Annotated in this window: 12 protein-coding genes; 4 read left to right on the plus strand and 8 right to left on the minus strand. The window is 65.2% G+C overall.

Annotated elements, in window-relative coordinates; genetic code table 11:
• Positions 1-83 precede the first annotated feature (83 nt).
• Positions 84-2,954, plus strand: coding sequence for a PAS domain-containing protein (locus tag Q0P59_RS12445; protein WP_295006782.1), 2,871 nt, complete (start codon positions 84-86; stop codon positions 2,952-2,954).
• A 49-nt stretch (positions 2,955-3,003) separates the two neighbouring features.
• Here Q0P59_RS12445 and Q0P59_RS12450 read toward each other — a convergent pair whose 3' ends face one another.
• Entirely contained in the window at positions 3,004-5,325 is a 2,322-nt protein-coding gene (locus tag Q0P59_RS12450) for an acetate/propionate family kinase (protein WP_295006783.1), read from the minus strand.
• A 229-nt stretch (positions 5,326-5,554) separates the two neighbouring features.
• Between Q0P59_RS12450 and Q0P59_RS12455 the strand changes: the two genes are divergently transcribed.
• Positions 5,555-8,659, plus strand: a complete 3,105-nt coding sequence (locus Q0P59_RS12455) for a PAS domain S-box protein (RefSeq protein ID WP_295006784.1) — start codon at positions 5,555-5,557, stop codon at positions 8,657-8,659.
• Here Q0P59_RS12455 and Q0P59_RS12460 read toward each other — a convergent pair.
• The 6 genes from Q0P59_RS12460 to Q0P59_RS12485 form a co-directional block, all read right to left on the minus strand.
• Complete coding sequence (locus tag Q0P59_RS12460) at positions 8,656-9,975, minus strand: diguanylate cyclase (protein WP_295006785.1); 1,320 nt, start codon at positions 9,973-9,975, stop codon at positions 8,656-8,658. The genes Q0P59_RS12455 and Q0P59_RS12460 overlap by 4 nt on opposite strands.
• A 168-nt stretch (positions 9,976-10,143) precedes the next feature.
• Entirely contained in the window at positions 10,144-13,173 is a 3,030-nt protein-coding gene (locus tag Q0P59_RS12465) for a transglycosylase domain-containing protein (RefSeq protein WP_295006786.1), read from the minus strand.
• Between the two features lie 272 nt (positions 13,174-13,445).
• Positions 13,446-14,171, minus strand: a complete 726-nt coding sequence (locus Q0P59_RS12470; RefSeq protein ID WP_295006787.1) for a phosphoadenylyl-sulfate reductase — start codon at positions 14,169-14,171, stop codon at positions 13,446-13,448.
• Between the two features lie 16 nt (positions 14,172-14,187).
• Positions 14,188-14,694, minus strand: a complete 507-nt coding sequence (locus Q0P59_RS12475) for a DUF934 domain-containing protein (protein ID WP_295006788.1) — start codon at positions 14,692-14,694, stop codon at positions 14,188-14,190.
• On the minus strand, positions 14,694-16,367 hold the full coding sequence (locus tag Q0P59_RS12480; protein WP_295006789.1) for a nitrite/sulfite reductase: 1,674 nt from the start codon (positions 16,365-16,367) through the stop codon (positions 14,694-14,696). Before Q0P59_RS12480 ends, Q0P59_RS12475 begins: the two co-directional genes overlap by 1 nt.
• Before the next feature lie 18 nt (positions 16,368-16,385).
• A complete protein-coding gene (locus Q0P59_RS12485) occupies positions 16,386-17,162 on the minus strand; it encodes a sulfite exporter TauE/SafE family protein (protein WP_295006790.1) in 777 nt (258 codons plus the stop codon).
• Between the two features lie 137 nt (positions 17,163-17,299).
• On the opposite strand from Q0P59_RS12485, the gene Q0P59_RS12490 reads away from it, so the two are divergent.
• Together Q0P59_RS12490 and Q0P59_RS12495 are read left to right on the plus strand one after the other, a co-directional pair.
• Positions 17,300-18,241 carry a CysB family HTH-type transcriptional regulator gene (locus tag Q0P59_RS12490; protein WP_295006791.1) on the plus strand — a complete coding sequence of 314 codons (942 nt, stop codon included), beginning with the start codon at positions 17,300-17,302 and terminating at the stop codon, positions 18,239-18,241.
• 67 nt (positions 18,242-18,308) lie between these two features.
• Positions 18,309-19,154, plus strand: a complete 846-nt coding sequence (locus tag Q0P59_RS12495; protein WP_295006792.1) for an HDOD domain-containing protein — start codon at positions 18,309-18,311, stop codon at positions 19,152-19,154.
• Between the two features lie 24 nt (positions 19,155-19,178).
• On the opposite strand, the gene nosD is transcribed toward Q0P59_RS12495, so the two are convergent.
• Entirely contained in the window at positions 19,179-20,387 is a 1,209-nt protein-coding gene (gene nosD / locus Q0P59_RS12500; RefSeq protein WP_295006793.1) for a nitrous oxide reductase family maturation protein NosD, read from the minus strand.
• Positions 20,388-20,418 lie beyond the last annotated feature (31 nt).

Genomic DNA, 20,418 nt, shown 5'->3' on the forward strand with positions numbered 1-20,418 from the left:
GATGCCTGCGGTTTTTGCTAAATCTATTACTTAATGCATACAATCCACCCATTGGATTAGTGCATTGGGTGATTGGAGAGCGCGTGAGCCGCCGTATACTTTTTTTCGTCACCGGCCTTCTGGCCTGTGGATTGGCGCTGGCGGCCTACTTTGCCGAACGGATCAACCAGTCCCGGCACGAAACGGCGATACGGGCCTTCGTTCATAACGAGCTCGGGCGGGTGCGCGATTCGCTCGAGGGACACCTGAACGCCGATATCCAGCTGGTTCGCGGCCTGACCAGCCTGGTGGCGCTGACCCCGAACATCGACCAGGAGCGTTTGAATGTGGCGGCCAAACCCCTGTTCGACGGGCGTTCGCAGCTGCGCAGCCTGGCCCTGGCGCCGGACATGGTCATTCGCATGGTTTATCCGGTGGCCGGCAACGAGAAGGCCCTGGGGCTGGAATACCGCGGTATTCCGGAGCAGTTCCGGTCGGTGGAACGGGCGCGCCAGAGTCGCCAGATCGTCCTCGCCGGGCCGTTCAGGCTGGTGCAAGGGGGCGAGGGGCTGGCCGCCCGCTTGCCGGTATATCTGACGGACAGCGGCGGGCGCGAGTATTTCTGGGGCATCGTCAGTGCCTTGATCGATTCCGAGAAATTGTTTGCCGCCAGCGGCTTGCGTGACGACAAGCTGTCGGTCGAGATTGCGATTCGCGGGAAGGATGGCGAAGGCGCGAAGGGCGCCGCCTTTTTTGGACGGCCCGATGTCTTCGCCATGAATCCCGTGCTGGCGGACATCTATCTGCCGACGGGTTCCTGGCAGTTGGCGGCGATTCCCCGGGGCGGCTGGCAAAGCACGCCGGACAACGTCTGGCTGTTGCGCGGCGGCCTGCTGATGGTTTCCGCCCTGGTCCTCGGCTCCTTCCTGGCACTGATCCGGGCGTGGGGGCTTCTGGCGCAGGCCGGGGAACGTGTCGAGGCGTCGCGTCAGCAATTGTCGGCAACGCTGGAAAGCACGCCCAACGTGGCCGTCCAGTGGTATGACCGGACGGGAAAGATCATCTACTGGAACAAGGCCTCGGAACACCTGTACGGCTGGTCGGCGGAAGAGGCGCTGGGCAAGACCCTCGATCAGCTGATCCTGAGTCCCGCCGAGACGGCCGAGGCCCAGCGCGCCTCGGAGCAGGTCATGGCGAGCGGGCAGCCGGTCGGCCCGCTGGAGTACATGGCGCGCAATCGGGACGGGGAGATCATCTGGGTCGAGGCGACCAAGTTCGCCATTCCCGGCGACAACAAGGCGGAACCCATCGTCGTCTGCATGGATGTCGATATTACCGAGCGCAAGCACACGGCCAGGCAGCTCGCCGATTTCAATCGGGATTTCGAAGCGTTTCTGAACGAGACGATCGACTTCATCTATTTCAAGGATGCCGATGGCTGCATCCGCTTCTGCAGCCAGACCATGGCCGTCATGGCGAATCGCGTGAGCTGGCGGGAGATGGTCGGCAAGCGCGATGCGGATGTCTTCAGCCCGGAAGTCGCCGTCCGCTACGCAGCATCCGACCGCGTCGTCCTCCGCGAAGGAAAGCCCATTCTGGGCGTCATCGAGTCCTATCGCGATGCCCATGGCGACGAGCGGCACGTGCAGACCAGCAAATGGCCGCTGTTCGACGAAAGCCAGCAAGTGGTGGGGGTGTTCGGTATCAGCCACGACATTTCCGATCGCATGCAATACGAGGCGGAACTGCATGAGCATCGCCAGGACCTCGAAAAGCAGGTCGCCCGGCGCACGGCCGAACTGGCGCATGCCAAGGCGGCGGCGGAGTCGGCCAGCATCGCCAAGAGCGCTTTCCTGGCCAACATGTCGCATGAAATACGGACGCCGCTCAATGCCATCACCGGCATGGCCCACCTGATCCGCCGTGCCGGGCTCCTGCCCGAGCAGGAAGCCCGGCTGGGCAGGCTCGAGCTGGCTTCGGAGCACCTGCTGGAGATCATCAACGCCATCCTCGACCTGTCCAAGATCGAGGCCGGAAAATTCGTGCTCGACGAATCGCCGGTGCAGCCCGAGCGGCTACTCGCGAATATCGTCGCCATCCTCGGCGACCGCGCGCAGGCCAAGCACCTCCAGCTGGTCGTCGACTGCGGCGAGGCGCTTCCCCTGCTGGCGGGGGACGCCACGCGGTTGCAGCAGGCGTTGCTCAACTACGCCACCAATGCCATCAAGTTTACGGAAACCGGAACGATCACCCTGCGCCTGACCCGTCTCGACGAAAACGAGCAGGGCATCCTGCTGCGTTTCGAGATCCAGGACACGGGCATCGGCATCCAGCCCGAGCAGTTGCCCCGCCTGTTCGCCGCCTTCGAGCAGGCGGACAATTCGATTACCCGCCGTTACGGCGGCACCGGCCTGGGCCTGGCGATCACCCGGAAACTGGCCCATGCGATGGGGGGCGAGGCCGGGGCGGACAGCGTGCCGGGCGCGGGAAGCACCTTCTGGCTGACGGCGCGCTTGAAGCGCTCGTCCGGAACGAACGAGGCGAGAACGGAAATCGGTCAGGAAGAGGCGGCGGATATCGTCTTGAGCAAGGATTTTGCCGGCAGTCGCATCCTGCTGGTGGAGGACGAGCCGATCAATCGGGAAATCACGCTCGCCATGCTCGGCGCCATCGGCCTGGTCGCCGACATCGCCGAGGACGGACTGGTCGCGCTGGACAAGGTCGAAGCGAACGACTACGACCTGATCCTGATGGACATGCAGATGCCGAGGCTGGATGGCCTGGCCGCCACGCTTCGCCTGCGCGCCATGCCGCGGGCCGCGCCGGTCCCTATCCTGGCCATGACGGCCAACGCCTTCGCCGACGACAAGGAGCGCTGCCTGCAGGCCGGGATGAACGATTTCATCGCCAAGCCGGTGCGCCACGAAACCTTCTATGCCACGCTGCTCCGGTGGCTGGCCAAGCCCGCGGAATGAGCGCGCAGCACCTTTCCGCCGTGGCGGAAAGGTGCTGGCCGGCGGCGCCTCAGGCGCGGCTCTGGATTTCCTCGATGTAGCCCAGCGTGCCGGTCTTCAGGTTGCCGGCATTGCCCTCGTCGGTATCGATGTGCATGGCCAGGCGGAAGGCCGGGTTCACGCGGACGACGACGTCGCCGAAAATCAGCTCGCGCTCGCCCTCGACACGGACGCGGACGACGTAGTTGTCGCGCACCCGGAAGCGCATGGCGTCTTCCGGCGACATGTGGATGTGGCGCTGGGCGCAGATCACGCCGCGCTCGATCTGCGAGCTGCCGTACGGCCCTTCCAGCGTCAGGCCGGGGGTGCCGGCAAGGTCGCCCGACTGGCGGATCGGCGGCTGCACGCCGAGCTTGAACTGCTCGGTCATGGCGATCTCGACCTGGGTTTCCTTGCGTGTCGGGCCGAGGACGCGGACATTGGCGATGCGGCCCTTGGGGCCGACCAGATGCACCTTTTCCTCGCAGGCATACTGGCCCGGCTGCGACAGTTCGTGCATCGGCGTCAGCTGGTGGCCGGGGCCGAACAGCGCCTCGACGTCGGCTTGCGCCAGGTGCACGTGGTGGGCGGAGATTTCGACCGGGATCGCCGGCGGTTCGTCGGCCTTGGCTTCCTGCAGCAACTGGTTGCGCTCGATGGCGCGCAGGGCTTCCCAGGCGACGAGGCGTTCGTCGTCGTTGGTGATGACGAGGATGGTGACCGGCGAATCGTCGGTGGACACGACCGCGTGCGAGCCGATGGCCGACAGGTTGCGGTTCTTTTCCTCGTCGAGCTTGATGCCCATGTAGCCGAGGCCCTGGCAGGCCAGGCTGCGCACGGTGGCGCTGGTTTCGCCGATGTCGCCGGTGAACACCAGGACGTCGATGCCGCCCATCGCCGCGACATAGGCGCCGATGTTCTTGCGCACCTGGTAGCAGAAGGCCTTGTGGGCGAGCAGCGCGCGGTGGTGGCCGTCGGCGGCCTGCGCCTCGATTTCGTGGATGTCGTTGGAAATGCCGGAGATGCCCTTGAGGCCGCTCTCGGTATTGATCAGCGCCGACAGCTGCTCCGCCGTCATCTGGTGCTGTTCCATCAGGTGGATCATCACCGCCGGGTCGATGCTGCCCGAGCGGCTGGGCATGATCAGGCCGTCGGACGGCGTCATGCCCATCGTCGTGTCGATCGAGCGGCCATGGTCGATGGCGCACAGCGAGGCGCCGATGCCGAGGTGGCAGGAGACGATCTCCAGTTCGCCGAGCGGGCGCTTGAGCACTTCGGCGGCCTTCATCGAGACGTAGCGGTGCGAGGTGCCGTGGAAGCCGTAGCGGCGGATGCCGTGCTGCTTGTAGAGGTCGTAGGGCAGGCCGTAGAGGTAGGCGTAGGGCGCCAGCGTCTGGTGGAAGGCGGTGTCGAACACGGCGACCTGCGGCACGTTCGGGAAATGCTTGAGGGCGACGCGGATGCCGGCGACGTTGACCGGGTTGTGCAGCGGCGCGAAAACCGCGAGTTCCTCGATGTCGGCGATCACCGCCGGGGTGATGACGGCCGAGCTGGAGAAGCGGTTGCCGCCATGCACGACGCGGTGGCCGATGGCGGTGACGTCTTCCGGATGGAAGGTAAAGGCCTTGCCGAGCAGGGCGGTCGCTTCGCTCATCACCGAGAACAGGTCGGAAAGCTTGAACGGCGCGTGTTCCAGGGTCTTCTTCTGGGTTCCGACGCTGACCGTGATGTGGGCGAACTGCTTGTCGGCGTTGTCGATGATGCCGTGGATGTCGGCGCCGCTTTCCCGGGTGTCGTAGATGCCGAAGTGGATCTGGCTGATGCCGACGTTGAGGGCGACGACCTTGCCCGGTGCGTTGGTGTGCATCGACAGCGCGTAGGGATCGTCCGACTTGCTGACGGCGCGGGCCTGGGCGGCGACGAGGTCGACCGACATGGCGCGCGTGCGGTCGGCGAGCAGGCGGGAGAGGTAGCCGACGGCCTTGGGGTTGGTCAGGATGTGGCTGTTGAACACTTCCTGCGGGATCATCAGCACGAAGCAGCGGTTGCCGGCGATCACGTCGGCGACGATGCGGTCGCCGGTGAGCAGGGACATCACGCCGAAGACATCGCCGGCTTCGAGCTGGGCGATCACCGAGCGGGTGCCGGTGTTGTCGGTCATCGAAATCTCGGCGTGGCCCGAGATGACGACGCCGATGGCGTGGCCTTCGTCGCCGGTTTCGAGGATGGCTTCATTGCCTTCGTAGGTCGCCAGGCGCGACTTGATGACGATTTCCTCGACCTTGTCGGCCGGGAAGTTTTCGAACAGTTTCACCTGCTCGAGGAAAAAACGTTTCAGATCGATTTCGCTCATGCTGTTTCTCGCTTTGATGGCGTTATTTTATGGCTTCAAGACTACCATTTTGTTGCGCTGCAGCAAAGTTTTTGCAATCCGCCTTCAATTGCCGTTAACAGCGCTTATGACGAGGCGATGGTGGGGGCGGACGGAAAAGGGCGGAAAGAAATACGGACGCATTTTCGGCACAGTCGCCCGTTCGTCGTTAAGATAGCGGATTAGGCTAAACGTCATATTCGGAGGCGCGATGTCCGGCATAGCTTTTCGGGTTCAGCTTGGCGATCGGCCGGTGGTGCTTTCCGCCGACGAAGGCTGCGTGGACTTGCTCGGCTTCACGGCGCACGACTTCGCCAGCGGCCGGGTTGCGCTGCCCGCCTGCTTCCACGCCGACGATGCCGATATCGTTGCCGCGCTGTTCGAGAACTCGGCTGGCGATGCGGAGGGCTGCTTCAATGCCCGCATGCGGCATGCGTCGGGAAAAATCCTCTGCGTCCGCGGCGAATACCGGAAAAATTCCGCGGGCTCCGGCCAGGCGACGCTCGAGCTGCGCCTGGAGGCGGCGGGAAGCCTGTGGGGCAGGCAGGCATCCGAGCCGATGATGGCCAATTTCGTGGCCATGATGGAAAACACCGACGATTTCATCTTTTTCAAGGACCGCAACCACGTTCTGACCGGCGCCAGCCAGACGCTGGTCGCCATCACGCACCAGACCGGACACTGGCGCGACCTGTTGGGCAAGACCGATTACGACCTCTTCCCGGAAGACTATGCCGACATCTACTACCGGCTCGAGAAGCAGGTGTTTGCCACGGGCAAGCCGGTGCAGGAGGTGCAGGCCTATCTGCACGCCGATGGCCGCACGGGCTGGGTCGACAACCGCAAGTATCCGATCCGCGACGATGCCGGGGAGATCGTCGGCCTGTTCGGCGTGGCGCGGGATATCACCGACAAGGTCAACGCCGAGCAGGAATTGGCTCGCGAGCGCGAGAACCTCAAGCTGATCCTCGACCATGCGCCGATCGGCATCTGGCTGCAGAACGGCGGGGGAAGGATCAAGTACGTCAACAACGCCTTCTGCCAGTCGGTCGGGATTCCCGAGACGCGCTTTCAGGGCGTCGAGCACTACCGCGAGTTCATTCCCGAGCCCTTCCTGCAGCAATGCCTCGATTCCGATGCCCTGGCCCTGGCCAGCCAGGGGACGAGCATCACGCATGAGCGGCTGCCCTTTGTCGACGGGAAAATCCATGACCTGCGCGTGATCAAGGCCGTCAAGCGCGACGAAACGGGGGCGCCGCTGGCCCTGGTCGGCCTGAGCCTGGACGTCACCGAGGAACTGAAGCAGGGCGAGGCGCTGCGCCAGGAGCGCGATTACCACCGGAACATCCTGGAAACCGTCGAAGCCATGATCATCGCCCTCGATCTCGACGGGCGCGTGATGTCGATCAACCGGAAGGCGGGCGAGGTGCTCGGCTACCGGCCGGAGGAGCTGGTCGGCGAGGACTGGTTCGAAACCTGCCTGCGCCAGAGCCGGAATCCCGAGGGGCGGAGCAAGCTGTTTTATAGCGCGGTTTTCGGTGCGGAAACCCGGACGGATTATTTCGAATACCCGATCCAGACGCGGGATGGCGAACAACGCCTGATCGCCTGGCATGCCTGTCCGATCCGCGATGCGAACGGGGTGGTCATCGGCGCGGTGGGTGTCGGCGAGGACGTCACCCAGCGCCGGGCGACGGAAATGGCGGCGGAGCAGAAGCTCAGGCTGTCGCAGCAGCGCTTTGCCTCGATGTTCCATGCCAGCCCGGTTGCCGCCTCCATCGTCAGGGTCAGGGATGGCCGCTTCGTCGAGGTGAATCGCAACTACGAACGCGATTTCGGCTGGACGGCCGACGATCTGCTCGGACGCACCTCGACCGAGCTGGGATTGTGGCCGGACGAGGCGGACCGCAAGCGCTGGGCCGAGCGCCTGCTCCAGGAAGGCCGCCTGATCGACTGGGAGACGCGCTGGCTGCACAAGAACGGCACGCGCCGGCAGGTCAGCCTTTCCGCCGAGGTCACCGAGCTGGACGGCGAGTTGTGCATCCTCGGGTTCGTCATTGACGTCACCGAACGCCGGCGCGCCGAGCGGATTCTCCGCAATCATCACGCCGAGCTGGAAAACGAGGTGCGGGAACGCACCGCCCAGCTGGCCGAAGCCAAGGAGGCCGCCGAAAAGGCGAGCCTGGCGAAGAGCGCCTTCCTGGCCAACATGTCCCACGAGATCCGGACCCCGCTCAACGCCATCGCCGGCATGGCGCACCTGATCAGGCGGACAGGCCTGAGCGACGAGCAGGAGCGGAAGCTGGACAAGCTGGAGATGGCCAGCGGCCACCTGCTGAACATCATCAACGCCATACTCGAACTGTCGAAGATCGAGGCCGGCAAGTTCATCCTGGAGGAGCAGACCGTGGATGTGGCCGACCTGCTATCCGGCGTGGTCGCCATTTTCCGCGAGCGGGCGGTCGAGAAGGGGCTGGAGATCCTGGTCGAAACGGATGCCCTCGCCTGTTCGCTGCTCGGGGATTCGACCCGCCTGAGCCAGGCCTTGATGAACTATGTCGGCAATGCCATCAAGTTTACCGAGGTGGGGCGGATCACGGTGCGCGTCCGGAAGATCAGCGAGGAAGAGACCACGGCGACACTGCGTTTCGAGGTCGTGGATACCGGGATCGGCATCCCGCAGGAAGCGGTCGGGCGCCTGTTTTCGGCATTCGAGCAGGCCGACAATTCGACGACGCGGCGCTATGGCGGCACCGGGCTGGGGCTGGCCATCACCCAGAAGCTGGCCCGCCTGATGGGGGGCGATGCCGGCGTCAGCAGCCGCGAAGGCGACGGCAGCACCTTCTGGTTCTCGGCGTCCCTGCGCAAGTCCGGCGTGGCGGCGCGGGTCGCCGCGACCCAGGGCGAATCGGTTTTCGCTGCCTTGCAGCGACGTTTTGCCGGGCGCCGCATCCTGATTGTCGATGACGAGCCGATCAACCAGGAAATAGCCCAGCTGATGCTCGAGGAAGCCGGTCTGCTGGTCGATCTCGCCAGCGACGGCGTGGCCGGCGTGGCCAGCGTCGAAGAGACCGCCTACGACCTCGTCCTGATGGACATGCAGATGCCGCGCATGGACGGGCTCGAAGCGACGCGGCGCATACGGGGCATGGCCGAGCGCGGGCAGGTGCCGATCCTGGCCATGACGGCGAACGCCTTCGTCGAGGACAGGGCGCGCTGTCTGGCGGCCGGGATGAACGATTTCATCGCCAAGCCGATCAATCCGGACCGCTTGTACGAGCTGGTCGCCCGCTGGTTGAGAGACCCGGGCGCCTAGTCGGGCTGGCAGGCGGGAAGGGCGGATTCGACCCGGTTTCGCCCTTCCGACTTGGCCTTGTAGAGCGCCGAGTCAGCTTCGGAGATGAGCGCCCTGATGTCGATGGCCCGGCCTTGGGCGGCCGAGACGCCGGCGCTGAGCGTGATCGACATGGGCAGCCCGGGTGTTGCGTCGACGACCGCCTGGCGTACCTTCTCGGCGACCCGGTGCATGTCCTGAAGGGCCGTGTTGGGCGCCAGGATCAGGAATTCCTCGCCGCCCCAGCGGCAGACCATGTCGGAGCCGCGCACGGTGTTCTTGATCACCACGCCGACCTGGCGCAACACCTGGTCGCCCGTGAGGTGGCCATGCAGGTCGTTGATCTGCTTGAAATGGTCGATGTCGAGAAAGGCGATGCCGAGCGGCAGATCCATGCGCCGGCAGAACTGCGCCTGGGTGTCGAGGAAGGCGTTGGCCTCGCGGCGGTTGGGGAGCCCGGTCAGCGGGTCGAAGGACGCGAGTTCCTGGAGCTGGAGCTCGAGCTGCTTGCGGTCGCTGATGTCCTGGACCATGCCGACGACCCGGGCCGGCTCGCCGTCGGGGCCGAAGGCGCAGACGCGGCCGCGGTCGTGAACCCAGAGATAGTGGCCGTTGCGGTTGCGCAGCCGGTAGATGACATCGAAGCGGGCGCGCTTGCCCTGCATGTGTTCGCTCAGGACGCCCAGCACATCGGCGACGTCGTCGGGATGAACGTTCAGCTTCCAGGTATCCAGCACCGGCGCCATTTCATCGGGGCCGTAGCCCAGCATGCGCTTGAGCTGCGGGCTGAAATACAGCTTGCCGGTCGCCACCTCCCAGTCCCACAGGCCGTCGGTGGCTTCGTTCAAGGCGAACCAGAGCTGCTTTTCCCTGTCCTCGAGATCCTGCTGCTGCGCCAGTTGGCGCGACAGGTTGTGGGCGACGGAGAGGAAATAGGGACGGCCCGCATGCTCGAACGAGGTGGTGAGCACCTCTACTTCAATCTCGTGGCCATCGCGATGCCGATGCCGGCCGAGGAAACGATAGCAGTCGCTGGCGCGAATGATCCCGGCGATTTCCGACCACTGCGGCAGACCGTGGATATCCTTCTGCAGGCTGAGGACGCTGTGGTTGAGGATGTCTTCCCGCGTCAGGCCGAGGCATTCCCAGGCGATGCGGTTGGCCCAGACGATGTTCGAGGTGTCCGGGTCGATCAGGTAAACCGCATCGGCCAGATGTTCGAACAGCGTCAGCGTATCGGGCAGGGTGCCGTTCGGTGGGAGGGGGGCGCGCTCTGGCATGACGGATGGAAATGACACGTGAGCAGGCTATTCTAGCGGCTTTTTGTGTCAAGGAAGGCGGCGTGGCCTTGTTTTCGGCGGATATCCATTCGCTTTGAATACCCGCCGGTCATGCCGTGCGGGGCCGGCATCCGCCATCGGGCCGTTCCTTCGTGCCCGCGGCGGCGACGGTGCAAGCTCGGCCGGTCAGCCCTTGCACTTGCCAGTAGCCTGCGGCCGGTCGGCGATCAGCGGCCGCAGGGCGGGTTCCATTTCCTTGAGGATCTGCACGGGAAGCGCCGACGTGAAATCGTAGGCGGCCGCCTTGGCGCCCGGTACGAAGGCGGTGACCACCCCGTAGAAACGGTCGCCGATATAGAAGGCGAAGGTGGCGGCGCGATTCATGACCTTGGCGCTGCGCACGCCGCCATCGGCACCGATGACCTTCGAGCGGTGGTCGCCCGTTCCGGTCTTGCCGCCCACGGCAAGCGGCTTTTCCGCGTCGTCGCGGTAGGTGTCCTTGAGTCGCCGGGCGGTGCCGCTATTGACCACGCGCAGCAGGGCGCGGCGGGTGACCTGGGCGACTTCGGCCGGCATCACGCGCTCGCCGGCTTCCGGCTGGCGTTCGAGGCGGGTTTCGAAGGGCGTGTCGGCGGCGAAACGCAGCTGGTCGATGCGCACCGTCGGCCGGCGGATGCCGTCGTTGACGACGATGCCCATCAGTTCGGCGAGGGCGGCCGGGCGGTCGGCGGAGCTGCCGATCGAGGTGGCCAGCGACGGCACCAGGTGCTCGAACGGGTAGCCCAGGCGCCGCCACTCCTCGGCGATGCGCTCGAAGGCGGCGACCTCGACGACGATGTTGATGCGCACCTGCTGGGCATGCTTGAAACGGGGGGCGAACAGCCATTTCGAGGCATCGCGGCGGGCTTCGACGCTGGCCGGCACGATATCTTTCAAGGTCGCCTTCGGCTGGCCTTGCAGGTGGCGGACCAGCCACAGTTCCAGCGGATGCACGCGGGCCAGGTAGCCCTGGTCGGCCAGGCTGTACTGGCGGGCGGCATGGGTGTCGAACAGCTTGCGCAGGCCGGCATCGGTGCCCGCCTTGTCGCCGAGTCGCTTGCGCATGAAGGCCGAGAACTCGGCAAAGTCGCTCTTCGGGCGCACGCTCAGGTAGGCCGCGGCCTGCGGCACCGGGCGACCGGGAACGGAGTCGGCGAGGACTTCCTGGCGGTCCTCCGGCGCCACGTCGCGGTACTTGTGCCAGTAGGTGCGCAGGAAGCCCAGGCCCTCGCGCTCGGCGAAGCGGTTGAGGAAAGCCTGGCGGGTATCGTCGTCGTCCTTGTCGCGCAGGCCGCGCGCCGGGGCGTCGGCGGCTTCGTAGGCGTGGTAATGGACGACGTCCTGCATGATGCGGACGAAGGAGAGGTTGACCGACTGTTCCAGCGCTTCGGCGACGCTCGGGTTCTTGCCGTCGTCCTCGTGCTTGAAGTTGCCGAAGCGGTGGATGCCGCCGCCGGTGAAGAAGGTTTCGCCGGGGTTGGCCGGGTAGCGGCGCTCCATGGCCGCCTCGAGCAGGGCTTCGAGCGCGGTGTCCGGCTTGGCGCGCAGGATGTCGATGGCCCAGTTGCTCAGGCGGTCGGCCGGATGGCGCGGCAGTTTGGCCAGCTCCTCCGCCGGCATGGTGCCGTAGCGCTTGTGCAGGTCGGCGACGACCAGCAAGTAGGAGACCAGGGTGCGGAATTTGGCGCTGGAGCCGAGGTCGAGCTTGGTGCCGGCATTGATGTCGAGCGGCTGGTCGAGATTGTCGGCCTGGATGCGCAGGACATTGGCGGTCGGCGTGCGTTCGTAGAGCGTGAGGCTGTAATTGACTTGCCGGGGATCGCCATTGGCCAGCAGGCGGGCCTCCTTGAAACCGGCGCAGGCCAGGAAGGCCGGGTCGGCCAGGCGGTTCAGCACACGCGTGACCGCCTGCTGGCTGGGGCCGTCCAGGGTGGTGTGCACGTTCAGGTCGTAGCGGTCGAGGGCGTAGAGGTTTTCGACGTCGAGCAGGTCGCTGAGCGAGCTTCGGATGTCGTTGACCGCCTTGCGTTCGACGAAGGAGACCTCCTCGCCGGGGCGGGCCTGGCGGGCCGGGTGGATGGTCACCCGGAGCGCCGCTTCGCGGAGATCGGCGGGAATCAGGTGGTCTTCGGCAAGCAGGCGGATGTAGCTGTCGGTGAGCGCATTGAGGCGGCCGGTGGTGTCGCCGAGCAGGCCGGACGGGCGGCGCTGGGCGACGAACAGCGACAGCGCCTGCTTGAAGGCCTGGGCGCGCTCGATCAGGTCGGCGCCGGGGTCGTTCAGCAGCTGGTTGACCTTGGCGAAGTCGTGGCCGTACCAGGCCCACAGGCCGTCGCCCAGGCCATTGACCTCGCCGTAGCCGGGAATGCCGCCGAGCGGCACCGAGTTGATGAAGTCGAGCACGATGCGCCGGCGCGCCTGCAGGGTCTCTTCGCTGTCCTGGTAGGCGCGCAGGGCGGCCGACATCATCTGGTGGAACTTGTCGTCGGTATCGTGCGTGCGGCCGCCCGGCGAGTGGCGGAATTTCTCGATCTGCGTCGCCAGGGTGCTGCCGCCGGCGCGACCGCTGCCGCCCAGGTTGACCTGGCGCATGGCCTGTCCGGCCGCGACGCGGGTCAGGCGCCCCCAGTCGACGGCCGGGTTGCGTTTCGGCGTATTCGGGTCGAGCAGGTCGCGGTTCTCGATGAACAGCAGGGCTTCCACCAGCACGGGCGGGATGGCGTCGAAGTCGGGGTACTGCAGGCGGGGGTACTGGCTGTCGTACAGCGCCTGGTCGTGGCGGTCGAGAATGGTCAGGCCGGCCCGCGATTTCTCGCGGTAGATCGGGAAATGTCCTTGTCCGACGATATCGCGGAAGCCCTGGGATTGCCGCGCCTGGGCGGCCACCGTGAAGCCGGCCGCGGTCATCCGGGGCAGGAAGGCCTTGAGCTGGGCGTAACCGAGCCGCTGGTCGTAGGGTCCGGTGCTCGGCAGCCAGATGTTCGCGTCTGCGCCGGGCTCCAGCTTCCAGGACGATGTCCGCGCCATCTGGTTGAAATACGTCGCCTGGAAATTCGATTCCTGCAGCTCGATCCAGGCCAGCGTGCCGGCACCGGCGCCGAGGGCGAGGATGGTCAGGGAAAGATAGAGTTTCCAGCGGCGCGGCCGGGATTTGTCGTTGGGAGTGATACCGGACATCGTCGGGGTTGCGTCAGTGTTATGTATGGCTTCTGTCGGCAGGGGCGCCGCTGAGCTTGTTCATCTGCTTCGCATGGTAAATCGGTTTGGCGGCGAGCGCACCATCGCAGAAAAAAGAAAGCCCGGCGTGAAGCCGGGCTTGTCGGGGGGAGGCGAGTGCGATCAGCTCTTGACGTGCAGTCCGCATTCCTTCGATTCGGGGTTTTGTCTCCGGCCGCCGCTTTGCGGCTCAACATTCGCTGCGCGACGTTAGCCTACGACGAAATGCCGATTTACGAGCCGGCCTTCAAATGAAGGCCGCATTCCTTGGTGTCGGCATTTTCCCACCACCAGCGCCCGGCCCGCACATCCTCGCCCAGCGAAATGGCGCGCGTGCAGGGGGCACAGCCGATGCTGGGGTAGAACTTGTCGTGCAGGGCGTTGTAGGGCACGCCATTCTGCTTGATGTAGGTCCAGACTTCCTTTTCCGTCCAGTCGGAAAGCGGGTTGAATTTTTCCAGCTTGTTGCCTTCGTCGTATTCGCGGGTCGGCAGGCCGACGCGGGTGGCGGCCTGCTGGGCGCGCAGGCCGGTGATCCAGGCCTTCTTGCCGGCGAGGGCGCGTTGCAGCGGCTCGACCTTGCGGGCATGGCAGCAGGCCTTACGCAGCTCGATGGAGTCGTAGAAGGCGTTGATGCCATGGGCGCGCACGTAGTTCTCGACGGCCTCGGCCTGCGGGAAATAGACCTTGAGCTTGAGGTCGTAGTGCTTGTGCACGGCGGCCATCAGGTCGTAGGTTTCGAGCGGCAGGCGGCCGGTGTCGAGGCTGAAGATCTCGATGGGCAGGCCGGACTTGACGATCAGGTCGGTCAGCACCATGTCCTCGGCGCCCAGGCTGTTGGCGAAGGTGGCCGGCGCCCATTCGCCGGCGATGTCGGCGAGCAGGGCGCGCGCCGCATCGCTCTTGGCGGCGACGCTGGCGGCGAGTTCGGGCGTGACGTTGAGCAGGCTCGGATTCATGTTTGTTCCCGGAAGATCAGGCGCGGCGGCGGAAATAGGGTTGCGGCTGGTCGGTCGCGCCCTGGTAGCCGTCGCTGAACGGAGCGAAACCCTGCTCGATGGCATAGGCCAGGTTCTTGCCGTCGGTCAGCGCATGGCTGTCGAAGCCGACGCGCTTCATGAAGAACAGCTGGTCGTGCAGCACGTTGCCGACGGCGCGCAGTTCGCCGGTGTAGCCGTAGCGCTGGCGGAGCAGGGCAGCGGTCGAGTAGCCGCGGCCATCGACGAACTTGGGAAAGTTGACGGCGATCAGCGCGAAGCGGGCGACATCGGCGGCCACGTCCTCGACCTTGTCGTCCGGCTGCAGCAGCAGGCCGAGGCGTTCGCGGCCGGCGAGTTCCGCCTGGCGGGCCTGCCAGACGGCGAGCGGGAAAAGGATGTCGCCGGCGGGCAGGGCGACGGTTTCGGGCGTTTCGCCTTCGCCGATTTCCAGCGTTTTCCAGCTATCGGCCGCCGCAGCGCCGTTTTTGATCAGTTGGGACATTATGCGGCCTCCTTCTGTGCTGCCTTGGCCTTGCCGTGGGCGCGGCCTTCGTAAACGCGGTTCTTGAACGGGTCGATGCCGATGCGATCGAAGGTGTCGATGAAGCGCTCGTCCTCGTGGCGGTTTTCCAGGTAGACCTGAACGATCTTCTCGACGGCGTCCGGCATTTCGTCGGCGGCGAAGGACGGGCCGATCACCTTGCCGAGCCTGGCATCGTTGCCCTGGCGGCCGCCCAGCGTGACCTGGTAGAACTCGGCATCGTTCTTGTCCACGCCGAGCACGCCGATGTGGCCGACGTGGTGGTGGCCGCAGGCGTTCATGCAGCCGGAGATGTTGAGGTCGATCTCGCCGATGTCGAAGAGGTAGTCGAGGTTGTCGAAACGGGCCTGGATGGCGGTGGCGATGGGGATGGACTTGGCGTTGGCCAGGTCGCAGAAGTCGCCGCCCGGGCAGCAGATCATGCCGGTCAGCAGGCCGACGTTGGGCGTCGCCAGGCCGGCCGCCTTGGCCTTTTGCCAGACTTCGTGGAGCTCGGTCTGCTTGACGTCGGCGAGGATGATGTTCTGCTCGTGGCTGATGCGCAGTTCGCCGAAGCTGTAGCGGTCGGCCAGGTCGGCGACGGTTTCCATCTGCTCGGAGGTGATGTCGCCCGGCGCGATGCCGTGCTTCTTCAGCGACAGGGTGACGGCGGCATAGCCCGGCACCTTGTGGGGGTGGGTGTTGCGCGCCAGCCAGTTGAGGAAGGCTTTTTCGTCCGGCAGCGCGACGTCGCCGACCGGCTCGTAGGCCGGCGCGGTGAAGTGGGCGGCGACGCGGTCGTATTCGGCCTGGGTGATGGTCATCGGACCGCCCTTGCCATGCGCCCATTCGGCCTCGACCTGCTCGCGGAAGGCGTCGATGCCGAGCGACTGGACAAGAATCTTGATGCGCGCCTTGTAGGCGTTGTCGCGGCGGCCGTAGCGGTTGTAGACGCGGAGCACGGCTTCGCAATAGGAGAGGATGTCATGCCAGGGCAGGAAGTCGCGGATCACTTCGCCGCGGATCGGCGTGCGGCCCAGGCCGCCGCCGACGATGACGGTGAAACCGACCTGGCCGTCGACCACCTTGAGGTGCAGGCCGATGTCGTGGAACCAGGTGACGGCGCGGTCTTCGCGGGTACCGGAAATGGCGATCTTGAATTTGCGCGGCAGGAAGGCGAATTCCGGATGGAAGGTGGTCCACTGGCGCATGATCTCGGCCAGCGGGCGCGGGTCGATGATCTCGTCGGCGGCGACGCCGGCGAACTGGTCGGTGGTGATGTTGCGCAGGCAGTTGCCCGACGTCTGGATGGCGTGCACCTCGACCTCGGCCAGCTCGGCGAGGATGTCCGGCACGTCTTCGACCTTCGGCCAGTTCAGCTGCAGGTTGTGGCGGGTCGTGAAGTGGCCGTAGCCGCGGTCGTACTTGCGGGCGACCGAGGCCATGGCGCGCAGCTGGGCGGCGTTCAGCATGCCGTAGGGCACGGCGATGCGGAACATCGGCGCGTGGCGCTGGATGTAGAGGCCGTTCTGCAGGCGCAGCGGGCGGAATTCGTCATCGGCCAGCTCGCCGGCCTTCCAGCGGCGAACCTGGTCGCGGAACTGGGCAACGCGCTCGTTGATCAGTTGGCGGTCGATGGCATCGTATTTGTACATGAAACGTCCTTCGGTAAATCAGGCAAAAACCAGCTTGGTGCCGATCAGCACCAGCATGGAGGCCAGGATGCGGCGCAGGATGTGCTCCGGTACCTTGGCGGAAAGATGGCTGCCGACCCAGATGCCGGGCAGCGAACCGAGCAGCAATGCGCCCAGCAGCGACCAGTCGACGCCGCCGAGCATCCAGTGGCCCAGGCCGGCGACCAGGGTCAGCGGCACGGCATGGGCGACATCCGATCCGACAATTTTAACGGGCGAAAGTTTGGGGTAGAGGAAAAACAGCGCGGCAACGCCCAGCGCGCCGGCTCCGACCGACGAAATGGTGACCAGCACGCCGAGGATGGCGCCGACGGCGACGGTGATCTTGCCCAGGCAGCACTGGCGCAGCGGGGAGTCTTCGTGCTTGCCGGCGTACTCGCGCAGCTTGCGGCCGAAGGTGATGGCGATGGCGGTCAGCATCAGCGCGAAGCCCAGGCCGTGGGAAATGATGTCGCCGATGGTGTTGCTGCCCTTGGGCAGCTGGGAGAGGACGAGGATGGTGATGGCGGCGGCCGGGATACTGCCGGCGGCCAGGCGCAGCGTGATGCCCCAGTCGATATGCCCCTTGCGGCCGTGCGCCACGGTGCCGCCGGCCTTGGTCATCGCCGCGTAGAGCAGGTCGGTGCCGACGGCCGTGGCCGGATGCACGCCGAACAGCAGCACGAGCAGCGGCGTCATCAGCGAGCCGCCGCCAACGCCGGTCAGGCCGACGATTGCACCGACCGCGAAGCCGGAAAGGGTATAGAGATAATCCATGGGAGCGCATCGTAGCAGCGCCGGTTTGAATCAAAAAGAATATTGGGTTAGATTGTTATAAATATTAGTTATTAGCCGATAGTTTCCAGCGACGACGCCATGGCTAATAACTAGCAACTAGGGACTAGCGACCAGCCATGAAACTCCAGCAACTTCGTTACATCGTCGAAATCCAGCGCCAGGGCCTGAACGTCTCCGAGGCGGCCGAGACGCTCTATACCTCGCAGCCCGGCATCTCCAAGCAAGTCAAGCTGCTCGAGGACGAATTGGGGGTGGCCATCTTCGAGCGCAGCGGCAAACGCTTCACCGGGGTCACCGAGCCGGGCAAGGTGGTGCTGGAAATCGCCGAGCGCATCCTGCGCGAATCCGAAAACCTGAAGCGGGCGAGCGCCGAGTTCGCATCCGGGGAGAGCGGGCGGCTGGTGCTGGCCGCGACGCATACCCAGGCGCGCTACGCCTTGCCCATCGTGGTGCGGGATTTCGTCGCCCAGCATCCGTCGGTCAAGCTCGAGATGCACCAGGGCAGCCCGACGCAGATTGCCGAATGGGTGGTGGCCGGCGAGGCCGATATCGGCATTGCCACGGAAGCGCTCGACCAGTACCCGCAACTGATAACCCTGCCGGTGCGCCAATGGAGCCATTGCGTGATCGTGCCGGAGAATCACCCGATTCTCGACTGCCAGCCCTTGTCGCTGAACGAACTGGCGCGTTGGCCGCTGATCACCTACGACACGGCATTTACCGGCCGCTCGCGCATCAACCGGGCTTTCGAGCGCATCGGAACGCAGCCGAACGTCGCGCTCACCGCGCTGGATGCCGACGTGATCAAGACCTATGTCGGCCTCGGGCTGGGTTTGGGGATCATCTCCGCGCTGGCGGTCGACCCCCAGCGCGATTCGGGCCTGGTCGCGCTCGATGCCAGCCACCTGTTCGAATCCAACACGACGCGCCTGGCGCTGCGCCGCGGAACCTACCTGCGGCGCTATGACTTTGATCTGATTGGCTTGTTTGCCCCGCATCTGTCAAGGCGGGTGGTGGAAATGGCGATGCAGGGCGGCGGTGACGAATACCAGCTATGACTTTTGTTATATTTTCCGAGTATGCTGTAAGTGGTAGTCTCTGCTGCAGATTTGGAGAATGACTCACATGAACGCCGTCGCGGAAGAGAAGTTGTTGCCCAGCATGTTGAACGGGGTCGATATTCCTCCCTGCCCGGCCATCCTGATCGCGCTCGACGCCGAGCTGAAGAGGGAGGTGCCGGATCAGCGCGAAGTGGTCCGCCTGATCAGCCAGGATGTCGCCCTCTCCGGTCACGTCATGCTGATCGCCAATTCGCCAGCCTTCTCGACCGGGCGCAAGGTGGCCTCCGTCGCGCAGGCGATCACGGTGCTGGGCATGCAGAGCGTGTTCAGCATGGTGGTCGGACACTTGCTGCAGGTTGCACTGGCCAGCGGTAACGACATTTCGATGGAACGTTTCTGGGACAGCTCGGCCCTGACCGCGCGGATTTCGGCCGAGCTTGCCCGGCGCCTGCGCTGCGCGCGGCCGGACATTGCCTATACCTTCGGGCTGTTTCACGATTGCGGCATTCCGCTGCTGATGAAGCGTTTTCCCCAGACCAAGGACGTGCTGGCCAAGGCCAATCGCTGCGACGAGCGGCGCTTCACGGATATCGAAGACAGCGAATTGGGCACCAACCACGCGGTGGTCGGCTATTTCCTGGCGAAACGCTGGCATTTGGCCGACGTGCTCGCCGAAGCGGTCCTCTACCATCACGACTATGCCGCCCTTGCCAAGCCGGACAGCCTGAGCGATACCGCCCGCGCCTTGATCGGGCTGGGCGTCCTGGCCGAACATATCAGCCGTCTCAAAGGCGTCGGGGGCGGAGACGGGGAGTGGGACAAGGCTGCTCCCGCGATGTGCGCCTATTTCAACTTGTCGCTGGGCGCGGTGGACGACCTGATCGAGGACGTTCTCGACGGCCTCGATTGAGTCCGCCTTCCCGGCGCCGCGCGCTTACTTGCGCATGCGCGGGGCGGTATCCCTGAGAATCAGGCTGGGCGTCGAAAAGGGGGCCAGCCGTTCAAGGAAGTCGAGCAGTTCCAGCACCGGCGAATTCCGGAAGAAGGTCGCGCTCGGCGTTTCCATCCAGATGCGGTCGGCCCAGGCGTGCAACTCGTGCGGCTTGTCGCCGAAACCGTCGCCATCGAGGTCGAAGCCTTCGTAGGTGTCCCAGCGGTTGCCCCACCAGGTGTCGTTCATCGGGTCGCCGTCGCCGATGATGGTGACCGGCCACAGATTGCTCTTGAAGGTGTTGTTGATGGCGATGTGGCCGCCCTTGGCGCCATAGAAATAGATGCCGGTGATGTTGTGGGCGATGGTGTTGTCGATGAAGACGATGCGGTTGATCGGGTTCATCGGCGAGTCGGCCATGATGCCGTGCGCGCAATGCACGATTTCGTTGCCCTGGATCAGCGCAGCCGAGGTTTCCTTGAGGGCGACGCCGGCCCCCGAGGCATCCATGGCATGCAGGATGCGGTTGTTGCGGATGATCAGGCCGTCGGAATTGAGGGCGACGATGCCGGTCGAGTTCTTTTCGAGCAGGTTGCCTTCGATCAGGCTGCGGTGGGCGAACAGGAAGTTGAAGGCGCGCCGGCTGTCGCGGATGGTGTTTCCGGTGTAGCGGTTGCGCGGCGAATTGCTGACGGTGACATCCCGGATCTGCGCGATGTCGTTGTTCTCGATGCGGTTTCCCGTGCTGTACCAGAGGCGGATGCCGTCGCCGCGGTCGGCGGAATCGACGGGGCGGGAGCGGATGCGGTTGCCGCGCACGACGCTGTCCTTGGTTTTGTGCAGCGAAATGCCGAACAGCACGTCTTCGACCACGTTGTTCTCGATCAGCAGGTCGTTGCCTTCGGCCATGATGCCGCCGTCGATGCTGTCATGCGAGCCGCCGCTGCCGCGGATGACGAGGCCGCGCACGGTGACCCGGTCGGATTTGATGGTCAGCACCGTGCCTTTGCCGCCGCCGTCGATGACGACCTTGCCCTGGGCTTCCAGGGTCAGCGGCTTGCTGATCGTCGCCGGGCCGCGGTACTGGCCGGCGGGCAGGCGCAGGACAGTGCCCGGCAGCGCCATGTCCAGCCATGTCTGCAGGGACTGCTCGGCGGCTGCCGCCAGGGGCAGGCCGAGCAGCGGGAGAATCAGGAGGAATCGGAGGCGCATCGGGCGGGATTGTGCCGTTTGCCTCGGCGAT

Origin of the sequence: uncultured Dechloromonas sp., from assembly GCF_945957265.1 — a bacterium.
In the GTDB taxonomy this organism is placed as follows: domain Bacteria; phylum Pseudomonadota; class Gammaproteobacteria; order Burkholderiales; family Rhodocyclaceae; genus Azonexus.